The organism is Chryseobacterium sp. C2(2020) (genome assembly GCF_014218915.1).
Taxonomy (GTDB): Bacteria; Bacteroidota; Bacteroidia; order Flavobacteriales; family Weeksellaceae; genus Chryseobacterium; species Chryseobacterium mucoviscidosis.
This window is the reverse complement of sequence record NZ_JACLCT010000006.1, coordinates 136,218-155,691: the sequence shown is the minus strand read 5'-3', so window position 1 is coordinate 155,691 and position 19,474 is coordinate 136,218. Positions and strand designations below refer to the sequence as shown.

The following is a 19,474-nucleotide window of genomic DNA, read 5'->3' as shown; positions in this document are numbered from 1 at the left end:
TTTTAAATCTTGTAATAAGCTCTTATTTTTCATCCTAAATAAATAGGCTGTCGTAAAATGAAAGGTTTTTCAGTGACTTCAGCAAAGCGGTGGTTTTTTTTAGAAAAATTGACGTAGTAAAAAACTGTCACAAATGATATTTAAGAGCATGTTTAAATAAAAAACTATTTTTTTATTTAAACATGCTCTAATAGTATCCATTACCGTAGCTTTTAAATCTGCAAACTGATCTTTCAGATATCCCCATAATCTGGCAGCACCGTCTTTACGGACAATCGGAATTATTTCAAGACCTTTTTCAGCATCTAAATATTAAGCAAAAAAAAACGAAGCTTCTAAAAAATAGAAACTTCGTTTTAAGATAAGAGATAAACTTTTAGATCTTATCTTTATAATGATAATAAAATTCCATCTGTTCTGATAAAACATTATGAATTTCTGTCCAGCCATGGGTTTTGGAAAGATCAATAGCTAATCCCCAACACATTTCTACTCCATCCAGATCTCCTCTTTTTCCCGCCCAGTAACTTGCACTGATTAAAGCATTCCAGCAGCCTATGGGATCATTGTATTCTTTTTCTAAAATTACCGCAGCTTTAATATGAAGATCACCTGAATAACCTCCTACTTTTCTTATAGCTTCAGTAGCTTCAAAAAGAGGATGTTTTTTTACTTCTTCCGGAAACATTTCATATTTGCTTTCACGTTCAGAATCAAATGAGTCTGATATGCAATCCAGTAGAGAACTTGACCAACCAAAATGAATTGTATATTCTTCAAAACTATTGGTATCACAATCAAAACCATGGGGCAACTGTGCACAGCGCCAATAATGTTTCCATTTATCTATATCTTCTACTATGATTCTCGAATAGGCTCTCTTAGCAAGTACATTACCTATGTAGTTATTCCAAAGTCCGTAGTCCTCAGCAACATCCTCATATTGTGGCAAATATGTTAATCTATTGATAAGCTTATCAAACAATTCAAAAGCTTTTATATTTTCCGGAGTATCATAATAATGACTCCAGAATTCCTTGTAAAATTCTTCTCTATATTCATCAGCATTTTCAAAACGTTCCTGATTAGATTCTGACAATAAAAAATTTTTAAAAAAATCCAGATCACCGCCTCCGAAATAATCAAAAAATGGTTTAGATAACAATATGATTTCATCTATTGTATCTTTGGCTCTATTAATAAAAAAAAATTCATCAAAATAGATTAAATTAGTTAAAGGTATTATCCCTTTTACATTTGGGGAAAGCATAAAACATTCAAGGTATGTGTCATCAAATGATACAATGGAAGTGTCCTGAAATTTCTGTTGATTTGGATTTAATTGAAAAGCCAGAACATTATCTGAGTTAAATGCAAATGGCATTACCGACCAATATCCCTTTTTTAAAAGTTTCATTAATAAAAATTTCTCATCTCCATACCTATATTCAAAGGTGAAATTAAATTTTTCATCAACTTCTTTACCTTTGTAGATTTCTTTTAAATCTGAATGTATTCTGTTTATTTCCATAATTATTTTATTTCTTTAACGACATGATTCTCCCAGATATCTCTTGATAATACTTTTATTTTTTCAAGTGCATTTTCTCTGACTGCCTTATCACCTTCTAATTCTTTGTTTTCTTCTAAAGCAGCTTTTAAAACATCTAAACCATTTTTTAAAGCATGCTCAAAAGTGAGTTGAGCCGTCATATTAATCTCTTTAAGAACTTTTACTTTATGTCTTTTAAGTTGGTTATCATCTAACACTATTTCATTATTACTACCATTCTTGATTCCAAATTTAAGAATATATTCGTTAATTTGAGTATTAATCCTATTGGCAATTATTGTTGTTGCATCCTGAGTATGTTTTTCGGACTTTATAATGATACCAGTTTTATTTTCTTCAACAATTTTTACATTGCTGTCTCCATTTTTACTTTGTACTATTTGATGTATTTCATCTACAAATCCTTCAAAATGATGTTTTCTAAATGAGGCAACCAATCTATTGTTTGCTTTATCAAAAATTATAACTCTATAGTGTTCTCTATTATTTTTTACACTTTCTTCTATTGTTTCTAATGCTTTACTTTGTAAGTCTTCGTTGTGAACTCCCATATCTCCTCCAATTTTATGAGTCTTTTCATGAATCAGGATCGCTGGTAATTTATCTCCGGCTTTGTTAAATTTTCCAGTAATTGAAATAACTCGGTTAATGAATTTTTCGCCTAAATCCCTATAAGAAGGATTCTTAATCAATGTTTCACCTACTTTTTCATACATGGAAACTATTGCATTTCGAAGTTGCTTTTCTGGTACATGATGAGATTGTCTCGGCTTTCCTTCTTTTGGTATGTTGTGAAGACCAACCACTAATCCCTTATCTCCTAAATGTTGTAAATCAGTACCATCTAATAAATCAATTAATCCATACTTTATTCCAAAGGCAGAAATATCTAAAGCTAAATTGTCCAATTTTTTTTGAGCATTTTTTACTTTTCCAGCCTTATTAGATTGATTATCTTGTATTTCTTCTGCTTCAGTTAGCTCATTTTCTGCCTTTAGAGTCTTGGTTTTTAAACTATTGACATCAGTCAACACAGCTTCACCTTTACCCTTAAACTCTTCCGCCTCAGGATTAGCTTTAGCATATCTTGCGGCGCTAGCAAGCTTGTCAGATAATAGTCTCTTCTCACTAGCCATATACACTTTTCTCTTTTCAAAAGTTAATGTGTGTTTTTCCCCATTCATAGTAAATGGTTCCGGAGCGATTTCAGAATCCATGTTTTTGATATGCTTCTCGTCAACCTTATCTTTCTTCTTACCAGGTTTCGTAATTCCTACTTTGCTTAACAGTTTAGCAGCCTTCCCTTTAATAAAATTCCAGAACTTCACAATCGCATTCTCAATACGCTGACGTATTTTTCTGATAACGCCAAGTATTTTATCTGCCAATCCGCCAATTCCTAATAATGAAGCTAAAAAGCCAATGAGTACAGGAACTGCTCTTCCCAATGCATTTTCTATGGATTTGGCTACGGCACTTACGTTTCCGCTGGCAATAGCTTTTATACTGTCGGTAAATGCTTTTACCAGTTCCATAATCTGGGCAGCTCGCTGGATGAAGAATTTAACCACATCGATAATCGCCATTGCGGCTTTTATAAAGGCTCCTACCGGAGTCAATAATCCCATCACCCATTTAATTCCCGCCTGGATCACCTGTGTCTGGATAATGTCCATCATAGCATCCATTACGGTGGCTTTAAGATCGGCAAACTGATCTTTCAGATATCCCCATAATCCGGCAGCACCGTCTTTGCGGACAATCGGAATTATTTCAAGACCTTTTTCAGAAGCGGTTTCCAGAACTTTCATTACAGGTTCGCCTATCACTCTTGCACCAATGCTTCTGATACCGTCCCACGTTAAACCAAGCACCTGCGTGGTAATGGAGAAAATACCTTTCAAAGAGAATACATCTTCCGGCATGGTGAAAGAAATACCTTTCATCGCTCCGGTTAACCATCCGAAGAAACCGGTCTTAAGGTGTGTCCAGATGTTGGTTCCGAAATTGGTAAATCCTTGGGAAACACCGGCAATAAGGTTTTTAAAGAATCCTATCGGATCCATAATAATCGCCTGAATGGCACTGATCACACCGGATAATAAATTGGTGAGTGTATTTTTAATTTCAATAATAATAGCAAATACGCTGGTTTTAAGCACATCAAGAGCTTTGTTGATCAATCCGCTGTTTTGCGCTTTAAGATCTGCAATCCGGGTATCAATATTTGCGATATTATCGGCGTATTTTTTAGCCAATACATCAATTAATGCATCTTTTTTACTGTTTACACTTTCTTCCAGTGCATTGAATTTGCTTTGGATCTCTGCAATAGCTTCCTTCCCGATTTTCCTTAAGCTTGGCGATAAACTGTCGACATAAGTCTGTACATCTTTTTTGCCTTTGGCAATCCTGGTTTTGGCTGCATTTAGCTGGGTGGTAACATGGGTTGCGATTTGGTCGATGAATTTATCCATGACTTTAATGTATAAATCCTTACCACTGTCAAAGAATTTATTAACTTCTTCAGGTAAGCCGGTAAGTTTGTCCCATATCCATTTTCCAGCCGCAGCTAAAGCACCGTAGTCTGCATACGCATCACCATAACGTTTCTTTTTATAAGCCTTCATCTCTCTATCGACATGGGCTTCAAATGCTTTTTTAGATTCTCTGCTGCCCTCATCAAATTTCTTCGCTACCGTTGTATCCAGATTGTTTAATATAACATCTACATCTGCTTTGGAGCTGACGTAAATGCCGTTAATATGATCGGCAATTTCTTTTCGTTTCTGGCTGTCTTTCGCTGAAGTTTGCTGTTGATCGCCGTGTACATTGCCTAGCCCGCCTTTTCTTGCGCCATGCATACCGCTTATATGATTTACCGCCTGTGCCTGTGCATCACTACGGGTTTTTGACAACTCCTTAGCTTCATTGTCTCTAAACTGATGATTTGCTTGAACACTTTGGGCTTTCGCATTATTCTTTTGATCTAAAGCATCCGTAAATGATGGTTCATTGGAGTTTGCCAACATCTTATCGGTTACTCCATTCGCTTTCATTTCACTGTCGATACTTGCCGTTTGCTGCTTTATAGGTTGTTCTACGCTGGCTGCAGTTCTTTTCACAGGCATTGCCTTAGCGACATTCGGCGTAGAAGGAGCCTTACCTACATTTTGTGTCGGCATTTTTGCAACCGGACGATGAGGCTGTGCTGCAATATCCGGTTTTGCTGCAGTTGCAGAAGCAATATCATTTGCTGCTGCATTCTTTTCTCTTTTAACATCGCCCACTGCTTTTTGATTGACTTCATTTATATTGTTATGTTTCTCAAACTCATCAGCCTGCTCTTCATTTTTCGGAAGTTGTATACTATGTATTTTTGCACTCAGCAAAGCTTTGAAATCTTCTTTTTTGAACATTCCGGCTTCCTTCGCACCCATTACATTTATCTGGCTTGCCTGTGCCATACTCTGACGTTCGTTGGAAGGAGATGGGGCTGCAGCCTGTGCATCATTTGTGGCTTTATGGGATGGTTCATGCTGTTTCTGTAATTTAGCAGTACTGCTTATTTTTCCGCTAAGCTCTGTAAATCCAGGATTACTGTGGGCATTTGCAGAAGGAGCCGGATCTATCTCTTCAACAGGTGCTTTATCCGGGTTAACAGGTTTAAGCTGGTCAGTCGAAACAATATCACCTTTATCTGATATCTGCTTTTTCCCCGGAGATTTAGTTTCGGCATTTGTTTCCGGAGATTTTTTATTTTGCTGATGAGCTGCTGCCTGTTCCTCCAACGTCTTCGGCAAAGAAGTTCCGGATTTCAGATCATGATAATCTTTAACCTGACTGATGTTCAGCGTGGAAGTATAATTTTTTTCCGCTTTTTGGGTATCCGGATGATTGATATCTCCGGTTTTTGCCAGACTTTCCTGATGCTTTTTAAACATGATCCCGGAACCCTGATCATAAATGGTCTGTGAACCGTGAACCGGAGCGATAATTCCGTTTGCATTTGTCTTATTGATATTCGGGATTGCGAATCCTGCGAGAGCTGCAGATTCTTCCGGTTTTTGGGTTTGTAAAGGAGCAACTTCCGCCACGGGCAGAGGTACCACCACCGGCTTTTTAGCCTTCTGCTTTTTGCTCTGGCTATGATGGTTTTTATTGTCTTTTTCTACAGGTTTTGCTGCTTTCATTGACTTGGTGTTTTTTAATTATATTTTGTTTAAAAGGCACGTAAAGCACAACAATGGAGCTGCGCTTTACCGTACCTGATGGAACTGAAAAATCAGACGCGGTAACATATTTTTTTAAGATTTTACTGCCTGTAAGGTGTACACAGCGTTATGATGAGAAATCGGAAGTGCTGTGCTTTTTTCTTTTGATCCGGCTGAAATTCCAGATTCAAAATTCAGAATTTTTAAGGAGAATAAGCCTTTTTTAGAGCGGGGGATTCTGTAGTTGCAGTAAGTGGTTTTCCGAAATGATTTCTGATGACGGCAATACAGAAATTTACTTTAAACTTTTTACCACAAAAGATGCAAAAGAGTTTAACACATTAGTTTTTTAAGTTTAATGCTTAAATGGAAAAAAAGAGCACATAAGTTAAAAAAATCAAAGATTTTTTAATGTCCTGATTATTTAAATGGGACGTTTACTGTTATGCAATTTTATTGCAGTATTCTTCCTCCTTTAAACTTTTTTACCACAAAAGATGCAAAAGAGTTTAACACTTAAGTTTATTAAGTTTAATGCTTTAATGAAAAAAAAGAGCACATAAGTTAAAAAAAATCCAAGGTTTTTTAATGTCCTGATTATTTAAATGGGACGTTTACTGTTATGCAATTTTATTGCAGTATTCTTCCTCTACGCTCCACTGTCCTGTACCGAAAGCTTACTGTGATGTATTTTTATTGCAGTATTCTATATTTATATTCCACTGTTATGGATTGAAAGCTTCCTGTACAGCAATTTTAACAAAATATTCTCCATTTACATTCCACTGTCTTGGATTGAAGGCTTATTATTCTGCAACTTTATTACTGCTCACCTTTTCTACTGCTTACTGCTTAACATTTTAAGCTTATTACAGTACATTTTTACTACTGCTCACCTTTTCTATTACTTACTGCTTAACATTTTAAGCTTACTACAGTACATTTTTATTACTGCTCACTCGTTCCATACTCCAATACACTATATTTTAGCCTTACTGCACAACAATTTTATTCCAACACACTTTTCCTAAAGCTTAGTACACAAGATTCAAATAGTATTTTAAAGGAGTTTAGCCTACTTCATGTAATGACGTTTTCAGATGTTGGTTTTTAACAACAATAATTAATTGTTTTTGATATTTGTCCTGCTTCGGAGGATTTCTTTGTTCTTTATTTTATTTCTTCTTTCTTCTCTTTTTCTTCTTCAGGCTGTCTGTTTGGCTGGTTTCCGATGTAAAGATTCATGGTAGTATCAATCCAGTTAGGAAGATTGGTGGTAATCATTTTCAGGAACTTGTCGTAGCCATAACCGAGTACAAACAATATTCCTGTGGAATACCATTTGTTGTGGAGTTCGGCACTTTTCATGACATAGCTCATGGTGAAACCGACAATAATCACGATAATTAAGGTGACGATATGTTCCCAAGGCCTCTTTTTTTCTTTGTTCTGTATGGAGATCAATACTCTTAACAGTCCTCCCGAAAATGCAATGGCAGTTCCGATGAGGAGGGCTTTTATGCTATCTAAATTCATTCTTCATATTGTTATTCATTAAAATTGATTTTTCACAACGCTAAGTTGTTAATCGTCCTGATCGAGCATATACATATCATCCAGAAATTTTCTGCTCGTTTCGATGTTTTCGTTTTCGCTGAGGTAAGCCAGCTCGTCTATAAGATCACTAATGTCTCTATCGGGATCCTGAAATTTTTCTAAGTTTTCTTTAATTTTTTTGTTCTCTTCTTTTTCCATGACTACCAAAATTTATTAATGCTGATTTTTAATTTTCAATTTCTTCCTATTACTTTCGAAACCAGTGTATTGCAGGCTCGTCTTTAGCCTTAAAAGCATCGTTCCGGAAAGTAAAACAGTTTTTACCTTGCTGTAATTCTCTATAAATTAAATGGATAATGAAAAGACAATCTTTTATTGATCTGATGGGCAGATTGAATTAGAAGCACTGAACTGTGAGGTTGCTTGGTCTTAAGCTTTTTAGAATATAATTTTCCGGCTCTAATTTTTTGTGATGGTGGATCAGTTGTAAAAGATTGTCCTGAGGAAGCCGCACGAAATGCGGATCTTTAATGACTTTTGTTTTTCCGTTTTACTCCTGAATGATGTTGTAAATGGTTCTTTCCGACAAAAACAGCATCTCCGTAAGCTCGGTTACAATAACTTTCATTTGTTTGTCCTGATTGCGTTTTACATAATCGTTGACAAAGTCTTTTCTTTTCTCTACAAGTTCTTTACTACGTTTCATTTTTAAAAAGGTTAAAAGTTGTTTTAATAAAATAATTTTTCGTGTCTTTTTTTGATCAATTGAGTCAATAAAATCCTGCAAAGGCTTAAAGTCTGCCTCAGAAAAGATGTTTAATGATGTTGTTTGATTTTTAATTCTCAGAAGTCGGCTTCCTGTGTTTTCCGGCGCAGTTTCATCGGCCTGTCTTCCTGAATTTTATTTTCCTTCGTATGCGAAAAGTATCTTCATATACAATTTGTTTAAACTTAATAGCAAAGGCGCAAGAATTTTATCTGCAATAAAATTAAGCATCAATCCTTGTTGGAAATCTTGGATTTTCCTGCGCCTCAAAAGATTTGAGACCAATAAAATCTTGCGTCTTTGCTTCTTCCGACAAGAATCTCTTTATTTAAAAAAGTTTAAACAAATTCATGTTAAAAAATGAATTTCTTTCTGCAAACTCAGATTCTCCGCTTCGGAATGTATTTAAATTATTACTGACAGTTATAATGAATCGATATTTTATAATCTGAACAGCAGCTTTGTCTTACATTTTCACGGTCTGTGTTTATGGTCGTTAAAACAAAACAGCAAATGTTCGCATTACCGGTTAAAAAAATGCACATTTTTCGGAAAAAAAATTTAAAATCAATAATAAAAATATTCACATCAATATAAAAACGCACTTTTTACATTGTTTTGTATTACTGAACGTTTATCTTCTGTCTGTAAACAAAATGTACATAAACAATTTTAAATATTTGATTAACAACCTATATTAAACCAAAAAAAATTAAAAAGTATCAAATATGTATTAAATTGTTGTGATAATTTTTGTACATTTGCCGTATTCTGTTTTAACAACGAGACAAATATACGAACAATGTTCGTATTTCAAAATAAAAAAGGAAAATATTTTGCGTATTTTTTCATAAATAACGATAAATATATCAAAATGACCAACTTAGAATTTAAAGAGATCAGAAAGAAATTAAAGATGAAGCAGGCCGAGATCGCCGAGGCGATAGGAGTTGGTACGAGAGCCGTCCAGTACTGGGAAAAAGGCGAAAGAAAAATACCGGAAACCACTGCTTATTTTGTAAAAAACATGCTGCAGGAACAGCAACAGAAACCTGATAACAGCGCATCGCCGGTTGCTTATTCGGATCTAAAGATCATGTACGTTCCGCTGGCGAACCAATACGCACAAGCCGGGTATCTGAGCAGGTTTGCAGATGAGGAATATATAGAAAGTTTACCCACGATTCCTTTCAGTGATGATGTGGAACACCGCGGCGAATATATGTGTTTCGAAGTTCGGGGAGACAGTATGGACGACGGCTCCTACGAAAGCTATCTTGAAGGCGATATTATTTTATGCAGAAATATCCGCCAGGATTACTGGATGAGCAAGCTGCATTATGATAAGTGGGATTTTGTCATCGTACACAAAGAAAAAGGGATTCTTGTGAAAAGGATCATCAATCATGATGTGGAACGAGGCATTATCACGCTTCATTCTCTGAATGAATATTACGAAGATTTTGAAATTCATCTTCAGGATGTTGCCAAACTTTTCAATATCATCAGTACGAGACGTAAAAATAACAGAAGATGATAGAAAGCTTTATCATAGAATAAAAATCCTCAAAATTTATTGAGGATTTTTTGTTTAATGTCTAATAATGCAGTAAATATGTTAATCAGATTCAATGCAATCTGTACCACGATATATTGAAAAATTATGTTCTGCAGAAATACTGCTACAAATCTCCCCTTCATCTAAGAATAAAAGCTGAGAATCTATATGCAAATATGCCGGTGTATCATCTGCCATTGCGAAAGAAGTATATTCGCTGATTCTAACTTTTAGCTGCCCTGCAACCTGCGGAGTATAAGTAAAAGGTACAGACTTGTATCCTGTAATTCCGCTTTGCAAATCATTAGGAACTTCGAAATCCTGTAAAATTTCATTTTTAGTTCCTATTACCTGAACTCTGTTAAGAAATAAGTCATTACATCTTCTATAATAAATTTCATGAGATAAACTCATTGATACTCCTACTGCAGAGGCATCTACATCAACTGTTGCAGTAACCCAATCTTTTGTAACTGGTAAACTATCTACATCTAATCTCGAATTTTTAAAATTATATAGTTGTTTGCAGATTGAAAGCTGTTCTTTTTCTTTTGTGTAAGAAAGCCAATTTGATTCAGTTACATTGCCCGATAAATCGGTAACGACAACTTTAAATAATCTTTTGCCAATTGTGGATAATGCACCTGTACCAAAAGTTGCACTACCCGATAAATTAGAAATAATACTTGACCAGGTTATCCCATTATCCTGACTTATAAATACTTCTACAGTATTTATATTATTATCCGCATCAGAATAATTAGCAGAAATGACATATTCTTCACAATTAGATGTAGTACAGATTCTGTCTTCTGTTCCTGAGTTATCTCTCCATTTAATGCTCACTTTTGGTTTATCTCCCGAACAATTTCCAATTTTAAAAGAACTTGTTTCTTTAACTGCTACTCCATCTTCATCCATCAATTCTATAATCAGCTCGTATTCTCCCTGATCCGGAATAAAAGGAAGCTTTACAATGTCTGAAGAGCTTGGAATTGGGGTTATATTATATTCAATATAGGGATCAGACGGGCTTCCGTTTTTATTTTTATAATAAGCAATTGCGCTTTTTATTGGCTTAGAAGATGTGTAATCTACCTTAAATGAAATATTGCATGTTTCTGTTGCCATTATTTTATTTTATATTGTTATTAAATTTAATAAGCAAAGGGTGAATTTTTAATCTTTCAACTGAATAAGGACACCCTTTCTTATTGTGATATTTATTTAGGAATACGTCCTTCACAGCAGTCTCCTCCTTCCTCGAAGACGATACCTTTAATAATGATGGGATTTTCTTCGTACCAATTATCAATTACTATGGTCTGAGTACATCCCCCGCCGACAACATTTACTTTTATTACCGGAATTATAGATGGATTTAAATTTTTGTAAACATATGTTACATTTCTTTTTTCATCCGGATTTAATGTCACCAATCTGCCATTATTCCAGAAATCCCATATGTAATTATAATCTTCAAAATTATCTCCTGAAATTATAAATTTAACTGTTGTTTCGGTCTCATCTGAATGAATAACAGAATCCACAATTACAGTTATATCAGATTGTGGGATCACTTTGATCTTACAATTTGTAGATTTTCCATTAACTGTAAACGCAATTTCCTTATTGTATAGTTCTTTACTGACTAATGTGGGATCAAAGATGTACTTACCATCAGAATTCAAAGTTACCCCTGCTTTTAAACCACTTCCAACAACAGCTTTTACATCGCCATTCATAGGAAATACAGTAAAAGGTACAGGCTCCGATTTACTACAAATTACAGAGCTTGGCAAAGTTAATTTAACATCTATTTTAGGAGTACAGCATATATAAGGTATTGAAAAATCTGCTACAATCTTGGCATATCTTCCGTTAATCTCATAAACCATTACGAAAGTCCCACCTTTTTCAACCCCACGCTTATGCTCTAAACCAGGATGCTTATCTAAATACTCGTTAAAATAAGCTTTAAAAAGATCGTTTTTGTCTGCGACTTCTCCAAAGGAAAGTCCCATGATGTCAAAGTCTAATTGTTGCTCGTCCCGGATTTGTTTTATCTGTTCATAAACATCGTCGTAATTTAAGCCTTGATGACCTTCAATATTGTAAAAAGATTTATTGTCTTTATTAAAATACATAGGTTTTTGGATATGCTCATCTGTAGACAATAAATCGGAATCGTACGCTAAATTGGTATTAGCAGATCTGATATTGGTTTTATCAAAACTCCATGCCTTTAAAAACGCCTCTGTAACTTTGTAATAAAAGGGTATTGTTTTATTTCCCAACGGAAGCAGTTTATTTGAGGGGGTAATTTTGATCTCTTCTATACTCTGAAGATCAACCCACTCTCTAAAATTTTCTACTTGTTGTTTAAAACGTTCAATGAGCATAATGACCTTTTGCAAAGATTGATGATCATCTAAAGCAGGCGAATTGTAAAATCGATGTCTTGTAGGATCTAAATGCTTATCTGAGATTAGCTTGCCCAACATAATATGCTTAGGAAAAGAAGCCAGATAAGGAAGATATTTAGTAAACGACTGAGGCAAAAATTTTATAATTTCAGAATAGGTATCTTCCAGATCTTTTACAACATCGTATGCATATTGAAATCCTGATTCCTGAGTAAGATATTTTTCTAATTTTGTTTTAAATATCTGATGATCAACAGGCGAAATTCCAAATACGTCAGATATTATATTAACTTTTTTAAAAATATGTTCTGCAAAACCATTTCTTTCTATAATTTCAGCGTAAAATCTTTTTAAATCAGACGGATAAAAATCTTTATCTATTCCGTTCTCCAGAATGAGCCTTTCCACGATAGCTCTTTCCTGTTTTGTTTCCTGCAGTATATTTTCGAAGAAAAGAGGGTGTTCTTGAATCCTGTCTTTTTCAATAATATATTTAATTCCGTCTGCTGTTGTTAGTAATACTTTGAGATTTCGGATCTGCTGTACTCCATGATTGTCACAATCTACACCCCGACAAGGTTTTACTTCTTTTTCATAGCTTTCCAGATAAAGCAGTAAATACTTATCTTCTAAATTTGAAAGGCTCCCAATTGTTTGAAAATCAGAATTCTTCTCTAAATCTGTAGCCAGTTCCCAAAGCTCAATCTGGTTTTTACCTTCATAAAAAGCAGGATATTTTACTTTGAAATTATCATATACTTTGAAATAAGTATATTCTTTACTTTCTATGTCAAGAGTTTTTAAATCACTCACATATAATTCTTCACTTATCTTATTGATATTATTTAATGTGAGCAAATCTCCATCAGTTGTAAGCGCTACACCTTGAGAGAGTTGTATGCTTTTCAGCAGACTGTCCTTGTAAACAGGTTTTGCTTTCAGTCCGCATGCAACACCCACTCCCTGCAGTAAAGTTCTGGACAAACGATCCTGATCTTCGAAAAAGTCCAGAAACTCATTGAACTGTTGATGATCTATATATTGACCTTTACTGAATTTACGGTATTGGGTTGATATAGTACTCAATTCTGTAAGATGTTGATATTCTATCGGTATATTACTTAATTGATTATTCATTATTTTTAATTTTTAATGATTAAGGTGATTTTAAAAACTTCTTAGGCAAATAATCTTCACCTAAGAAGCATATTAGAAATGTAAAATATCATTCTACATTATAAGATTTTCATACTCTTATTTACTACTTTCTCCACAACCATTTTTAATAGCAGATTCGATAGCAGAAGCATTATAACTTGTGTTCCAAGAACCTCCTGTAGCATTTGCCAATTCTTTCCATATGTATTTTCCTCCTATTGTTTTTTCAACTCCCTGTCCTAATACAATAACCTTAACTGACTTGGCTATACACTGATCTTTTAATCTGTTCATTTCAGTAATATCAGCAGTAGTTGCACTGTCATCATTACCACCAGGAACATCGTCTGTTATAATGATTACATATTTTGCAACATTATTTCTGAACGTCCCTGCGAAATTGTATTCCACAACTTTGCTTAGTGCCAAATCCGTCGGTTCAGGAAGTCCGCTTCCAGATCCTAAACTTAATCCAGTTGCTGAATTATTAAGTTTATCAAGCTGAACTTTAAAGGAACTAAAATTATTAACACTCGCAGATGGCATTACCTCCATAGCTGTTATCCACTGGAAATTTGAATTAAGTCCTGTATTTACGATTTTCTGAGATGGATTTAAACTAATATACGCTGGTGCATTCTCATACCCTGAATAACTTTTAGAATTGGTTTCATCTGCTATTACAATACCTAATCTGTAATTTTCATTAGATTGAGTTTTTATTGTATTTACTATACTTACAGCTCCAGTCTTAGCAGCGTCAATCTGCCCAGACATACTGCCTGTGTAATCGAAAATAAAGACCACATCCATCCCCGAATCGCAAGGAGGAGGAGCGATACTAATCGTAACCGTAGCAATATTACTATCAAATTCACCATCATTAATGTAATATGTGAAAGAATCTGTAAGACTTGTAGAATCTGTATGTTGATATCTTATTGTTCCGTCAGAATTTAAAGTTGCGGTTCCATGAGTTGGATGATCTTTTATATGTACAGTTAATGGTGTATTTCCAAGATCATAATCATTATCTTTAACTGCTATATCTACATATCCTCCGTTTTCAGTTGAGGCATGATCATCTATTGCTACCGGTGCAGATTTGATATTAATAAATACCGTTGCAATGTTACTATCGTCTTTACCATCATTCACGCAATACGTAAATGAGTCTTTAAGATTTACAGAATTATCATGGGTATAAGAGAAAGTTCCGTTACTGTTTAAAACTACAGTTCCGTATGAAGGATTTGATTTTTTTACAACGGTTAAAATATCATTATCAGCATCATAATCATTATTCAGAACAGAAATAATAACTGTCTGACCGATCATACAAGAAACATTATCATCCAGAGCAATTGGCGGAACATTCGGTTTTTCCTTCGAACAACATAAATAAGACAATGAGAAATCTGCAATAACCTGATTGTTTGCCTTCGATTCTGCGATCAAAACAAATGTTCCGCCCGGTTCTACACCGGAAAGATGCTCCAAACCAGATTTTCTTTCTAAAAATTCGCTTAAAAGTTCTGTAGAAATTTCTTCTTTTCTGGGATCTTCTTTTACGATCGTTACATCGTCTGATGTTCCGGAAGGCGTTTCAAATTTAGCTTTATTCAATAACTTAAGATCGCTGTCTAATTTGGATAAATTAAGGAGTGCGTTCTTCGGGTCTCCTGTTTCTTTGCTGATCTCATTGGAAATAGACAATAATTTATTTCTGAGTTCTTCAATGGAAACTTTTCTTGGTTCTTCAGGTTCATCGTCTGTTTTTTTACCGTCATTTAAAAGTAAAACGCTAACGTCAAAAGCCAGTCCGTACTTCATTTTAAGATCATTAATATTCTGTACCGCTGTTTCATAAGGCAATCCAAGATGTCCTTCAATTCTGTAAAAATCATTGTTATCGATATTATAATTCAGAGGATTCTGAACATGATCTTCTGATGATAAGTTCGCAGTATGATAACTTAAATTATACGTTTCTCTGTCTGTTTTTGTCTTTTCGAAATTCCACTTATCAAGTAAAGACTTATCGACATTATAATAATATGGGATTGCTTTTTCTCCTAATCTTACATAAAGATTGGACGGTGTAATTTTAACCGGTCCTACATACGACTGAAATCCATTGATTTTCTGAACAAAACGATTGGCAAGCAACATCAGCCTTTCATAATTTTCATCATCTTGGGTTGTGATGGGAGAATGATAGAATCCGTGACGGAAAGCAGAATATTCTCCCAGTTCCAAAGAACCTCCGACATATCCCAACATCAAATGTTTAGGGAATGAAGCAATAGTCGGGCAACATTCTACATTCAGATGTAAGATCAGTCCTTTTATTTCGTTGTAGGTATCTATGAGATCTTTCAGGAGATCATATCTGTACTGAAAATCATCCAGTCTTGGGGAAGATGCAGACAATAAAGTATTGAGTTTATTAAAAAGCGATAAACCACTGAAGTTAAGATCTATTTTAAAAGTATCTGCAATAGCGCCAAAACCGTCGGACAATTTCGAAACAGAATCCATAGCGTTACGAAATTTTGTTTTTAACTGGTCTGCTGTTTCAACTTTAGGATCAAGAATTACTCTTTTAGCCTCAATATTCGGTAAGCGGTCAAAAAGTTCTTCGTAAGAATTATGAATTTTATACAGCGTATCTTTTGCATTTCCGCTCGTCATAAGATCTGAAACCGACTGAAAATCTGCCAAAAGTACTTTAAGATCAGAAACCTGCTCTGCTCCGGTGTTATCACAATCCGCATCTTCACAAGGCGTTTCATCATTAGAGTAGCTTTCCAGATAAAGGATAATGATCTTTTCATTCAGTTTTTCTAAGGTTTTAACATCTTTAAAACTTCCTGTATCTAATCCTTTAATTTTCATTTGCTTCAGTTCGTCTTCGGTTGCCAGTTCCAATAAAGGAATCTGTTCTTCTCCGATTCGGAAATGATCATACTTCACTTTGTCTTTATACTCTCTGAAGTATCTGTAATTTTTGGTATCGAAATCTATCGTAACGTCTGAAGATTTTTCTTTTCCTGTACGAAGGGTAATTAAATCTCCGTCTGTGGTAACGCCTGCTCCCTGGGTAATCACAATGGTATCCAAAGCATTTTCAGCCTTTCGCGGAGCGATTTTTTCCATAACTTCTGTAATGAGACCGGAACTGGTAATTGTGGATTTAAATCCGCATACAATTCCTACGCCACTGAGAAGTGTTCTCGAGAGCCTGTCCTGATCTTCGAAATAGTCTATGAATTCATTTAACTGCCCATCCGTAAGTACCTGATTTTCGTTAAATTTTCTATATTGGGTTGTTACATTATCTAATTTAGCATTCATTGTTTTTCAATTTTATATGTTTGATTGTCCTAATATTATTTTTCCGTCCAGGCTGTCATTATCTTCTACAGCACAGTCTAAGAGTCTTCCCGGTCTGTAAATATTATTTAAGTTGGTAAGAGCCGTCAGTAAATTCTGAATGCTGTTTCCTAAATTGTTAATATTATTTTTTGCTTTATCTGAAAGATATTTTTTGAATGCCTTTTCAAATGCAGACAAATCGTTCTGAGCGGTTTGTTTTTCACTTAAACGATCTCCCACCCAACAGATTTTAGCCAGAATATGAGCCGGAATCTCCTGTCGGATCACTGTTTCTGCATAACGTCTGAAGTCAGGATCCTGAAAACGGTAGGCAAAGCCCGGAAGAACCACACTTACGCGGTAAGAATAAGGATCAAAAACATCATATTCACAGTCTTCTTCACAAGAGGACATTAAAGCATCTGCATAATCTATCGGATTTCCAGAAAGAATATCTCCGTCCTCATTAGGAGCTACTTCAAAAGAGGTTCCTACGATCATGCTTCCGATCCCTTCAAGATCCTGAAAAACTTTGAACGTGTCTTCTATAGACATACAACCAATTCCTTTGATCAGTTTGTAATCTTTGAATGCCGGTTTCAGCAATAAATGTTCTACAAGGAAAATTCCTTCTTCGGTAAAATCATATTTGAAATATCTTACCAGTTCTTCAATTCCCTTTTTTAATTCAGCTAAAGAAGGGTACGGATTGGTCATTTTATGAGTAGCCATTACGTTTTGTGGCTGGCTGTCATCCATAATTTCAAGATAATAGTTGCCTCCGGAAGACATTCGGATCTGAATATTCCCAATCAAATCATAATGAGTCTGATTTTCCTGTAAAAGCTCTAAAGCATTTTTAAGATCTTCTTCGTCTATCTGAATGGTCTGATAAATGGCTTCGTGCAGGTTTTTTGTTGCCGCATATTCGATATGGAATGTATCTACGGATGATAAAGTGATATTATTATTTCCATCCTTTATTTTCCATGAATAGCTTGCCGTTCCGTCGTCACTTACCGATTTAATAATCGAAACAGGTGTTTGAGAAAGATTTCTTTGCTGATAATTTTTAATCCCCAGTAATCGGGCAATTCTTTTCTGTACCCCTGAAATATTGTCTGTATTCCAGACATTCGCGGTATCATCTAATGTATAATTATAGCCTAATCCACGGTCTTTGCTCAACGATTTGTATTCGTTTAAGAAGGTTTCTTTATTGTTCAGTACAATTTCATCGGTAGATTTTCCGTACAGAGATTTCATCAGGAAAGTGTAGTCGCTGAATGTTTCTGCAAAACGGGCAATTAAATGATCCAGAACTTCATTTCGGCGTTCCACACTGTTATCAAGCTCCTCGTATAAAGTATCTGTAAGTTTGTCGTCGTTTTCATCATAATCCGAAACCAATTCTTCAAAACCTTTGATATTTTTAAGAGCCTGAGTAAAGAACGTTCTTTTTAAACCTCCGCTGATACTTAAAACTTCTTTTACTTTTTCAAGGTGTTTGAAATAACTGGCAAGAATCTGGTCGAAAAACAAAAGATATCCTTTCATCTGTTTTGCCAAAGCTTCTCTTTCCGGGGTTGGATTTCCGATGATTCCGGAAATTCCTACTCCGTACGTATCCGGAAATTCATTTAAAATAGTCGCGTAATTTCCGATATCGTATGAAGTTCCCTGCGGCAGAGTCAACTCTTTATTTTGTCTCGCATCTTCTCTCAGTACTTCCTCCTCTTTTCTTAACGTTTCGAGATATTCATCTACTTTTTTAGTGTTAATATTCAACGGAAGCGCACCTTTGGTGTAACTGAATGAACTCAGATCGCAAAGCTCCGGTTTTTTACCTTTTTCAATACAGATCATCCAGTCATCGGTCTGTTTCACTGCACTGTCGCATCCGGCAATAGAAATTTCGTGGATTTCTTTCACTCCGTCGATTTTCATGATTTCGCTGATGATATCAGAAAGTCGGACTTCTCTTTTTAACTGACTTGCTTTCAATTCTTCCGTATCAATAAAACCATTATCGAGAATCGGTCCGTCAAAAATCTCATCTGTGGTAAGACCTTTTTCCAGCATCTGCTTTAATGAATAAAAATGAACTTCCGGAGCCAGATAATTGTTGATTGCTCTGATTACCTTTGCATGAACCAGTTCCTCATCTACTTTATTTACAAGTCCGATGCGGGCACATACCGCCACTTTCTGGGTTTCGATTTCTTTAATATCTACAAGATCTTCGCAAAGACCTCTGTTCTGGTGATAACGCTCCAGTATTTTTACTCTTGCATTCGATTTGTCACAATCTTCATTCTCACTATCGTCTATATCATCGGCATAATCTACATAAAGGTCATACAATCCTTTTACGTTAAAATGTTGTGTCTTTTCTCCGATAGGTTCAAAATCCAACTGTCCAGTTTTACAATCCACATACAGCGTTTCGGTTCTCGGAACCAGCCAACAGTTGCTGATTGGTCTCTGATGACCGAATTTAAAGCTGATATCGATGAAGAGTTTTCTGTAATCAAGCTCCGTTAAAGGTCTGGAAGGTAAAACTTCCGTAGCTTTCAGGAATTGTGTATGAATATCTTTTTTTGCATCGTTTGAAGCAAGAATGTATTCCATATTCATATTCATCCTCATTCCAAGATCTGTGATGGCGTAGCTTAAAACCTCCAGTGTGGTAATCCCCGGATCGTGAGAGTTATAATCTGTCCAAAGTTTTCCTCCTAATCCTTCTATATATTCAATACCTGTTCTGCGTAGAAAATGAAAATCGGTCTGATCCTGCGTTTCTATATTTTTGGGTATACTAATGTGCTTATTTTCTGACATAAT

10 protein-coding genes are annotated in these 19,474 nt (G+C 35.1%); 1 reads left to right on the top strand and 9 read right to left on the bottom strand.

Annotation, left to right across the window (positions count from 1 at the left end; translation table 11 throughout):
* Positions 1-376: 376 nt before the first annotated feature.
* From H6W52_RS05820 to H6W52_RS05800, 5 genes are all read right to left on the bottom strand, one after another.
* A complete protein-coding gene (locus H6W52_RS05820) occupies positions 377-1,531 on the bottom strand; it encodes a hypothetical protein (protein ID WP_185216494.1) in 1,155 nt (384 codons plus the stop codon).
* A gap of 2 nt (positions 1,532-1,533) precedes the next feature.
* Positions 1,534-5,766 carry a hypothetical protein gene (locus tag H6W52_RS05815; protein WP_116100146.1) on the bottom strand — a complete coding sequence of 1,411 codons (4,233 nt, stop codon included), beginning with the start codon at positions 5,764-5,766 and terminating at the stop codon, positions 1,534-1,536.
* A 1,191-nt stretch (positions 5,767-6,957) separates the two neighbouring features.
* Positions 6,958-7,323 carry a hypothetical protein gene (locus H6W52_RS05810; protein ID WP_116099923.1) on the bottom strand — a complete coding sequence of 122 codons (366 nt, stop codon included), beginning with the start codon at positions 7,321-7,323 and terminating at the stop codon, positions 6,958-6,960.
* Between the two features lie 48 nt (positions 7,324-7,371).
* The gene (locus H6W52_RS05805; RefSeq protein WP_157967283.1) at positions 7,372-7,542 is read right to left on the bottom strand and encodes a hypothetical protein; all 171 of its coding nucleotides are present in this window, start codon (positions 7,540-7,542) and stop codon (positions 7,372-7,374) included.
* A 352-nt stretch (positions 7,543-7,894) separates the two neighbouring features.
* Positions 7,895-8,050, bottom strand: a complete 156-nt coding sequence (locus H6W52_RS05800; RefSeq protein ID WP_157967284.1) for a hypothetical protein — start codon at positions 8,048-8,050, stop codon at positions 7,895-7,897.
* Positions 8,051-8,984: 934 nt separating this feature from the next.
* Between H6W52_RS05800 and H6W52_RS05795 the strand changes: the two genes are divergently transcribed.
* Positions 8,985-9,647: a S24 family peptidase gene (locus H6W52_RS05795; protein ID WP_206608152.1), complete on the top strand. Its 663-nt coding sequence runs from the start codon at positions 8,985-8,987 to the stop codon at positions 9,645-9,647.
* Positions 9,648-9,728: 81 nt separating this feature from the next.
* Here the strand turns inward: H6W52_RS05795 and H6W52_RS05790 are convergent, their stop codons facing one another.
* From H6W52_RS05790 to H6W52_RS05775, 4 genes are all read right to left on the bottom strand, one after another.
* Complete coding sequence (locus H6W52_RS05790; RefSeq protein WP_116099926.1) at positions 9,729-10,799, bottom strand: hypothetical protein; 1,071 nt, start codon at positions 10,797-10,799, stop codon at positions 9,729-9,731.
* Between the two features lie 92 nt (positions 10,800-10,891).
* Positions 10,892-13,231 (bottom strand): hypothetical protein, encoded by a 2,340-nt coding sequence (locus tag H6W52_RS05785; RefSeq protein ID WP_116099927.1) that lies wholly within the window; start codon positions 13,229-13,231, stop codon positions 10,892-10,894.
* A gap of 117 nt (positions 13,232-13,348) precedes the next feature.
* Positions 13,349-16,609, bottom strand: a complete 3,261-nt coding sequence (locus H6W52_RS05780) for an Ig-like domain-containing protein (protein ID WP_116099928.1) — start codon at positions 16,607-16,609, stop codon at positions 13,349-13,351.
* Between the two features lie 12 nt (positions 16,610-16,621).
* Complete coding sequence (locus tag H6W52_RS05775) at positions 16,622-19,471, bottom strand: hypothetical protein (protein ID WP_116099929.1); 2,850 nt, start codon at positions 19,469-19,471, stop codon at positions 16,622-16,624.
* Positions 19,472-19,474 lie beyond the last annotated feature (3 nt).

Coding starts and splice junctions, on each gene's coding strand:
- H6W52_RS05820 (WP_185216494.1), bottom strand. CDS start 1,531: ATGGAAATAAACAGAATACATTCAGATTTAAAAGAAATCTACAAAGGT.
- H6W52_RS05775 (WP_116099929.1), bottom strand. CDS start 19,471: ATGTCAGAAAATAAGCACATTAGTATACCCAAAAATATAGAAACGCAG.
- H6W52_RS05785 (WP_116099927.1), bottom strand. CDS start 13,231: ATGAATAATCAATTAAGTAATATACCGATAGAATATCAACATCTTACA.
- H6W52_RS05790 (WP_116099926.1), bottom strand. CDS start 10,799: ATGGCAACAGAAACATGCAATATTTCATTTAAGGTAGATTACACATCT.
- H6W52_RS05780 (WP_116099928.1), bottom strand. CDS start 16,609: ATGAATGCTAAATTAGATAATGTAACAACCCAATATAGAAAATTTAAC.
- H6W52_RS05810 (WP_116099923.1), bottom strand. CDS start 7,323: ATGAATTTAGATAGCATAAAAGCCCTCCTCATCGGAACTGCCATTGCA.
- H6W52_RS05795 (WP_206608152.1), top strand. CDS start 8,985: ATGACCAACTTAGAATTTAAAGAGATCAGAAAGAAATTAAAGATGAAG.
- H6W52_RS05805 (WP_157967283.1), bottom strand. CDS start 7,542: ATGGAAAAAGAAGAGAACAAAAAAATTAAAGAAAACTTAGAAAAATTT.
- H6W52_RS05815 (WP_116100146.1), bottom strand. CDS start 5,766: ATGAAAGCAGCAAAACCTGTAGAAAAAGACAATAAAAACCATCATAGC.
- H6W52_RS05800 (WP_157967284.1), bottom strand. CDS start 8,050: ATGAAACGTAGTAAAGAACTTGTAGAGAAAAGAAAAGACTTTGTCAAC.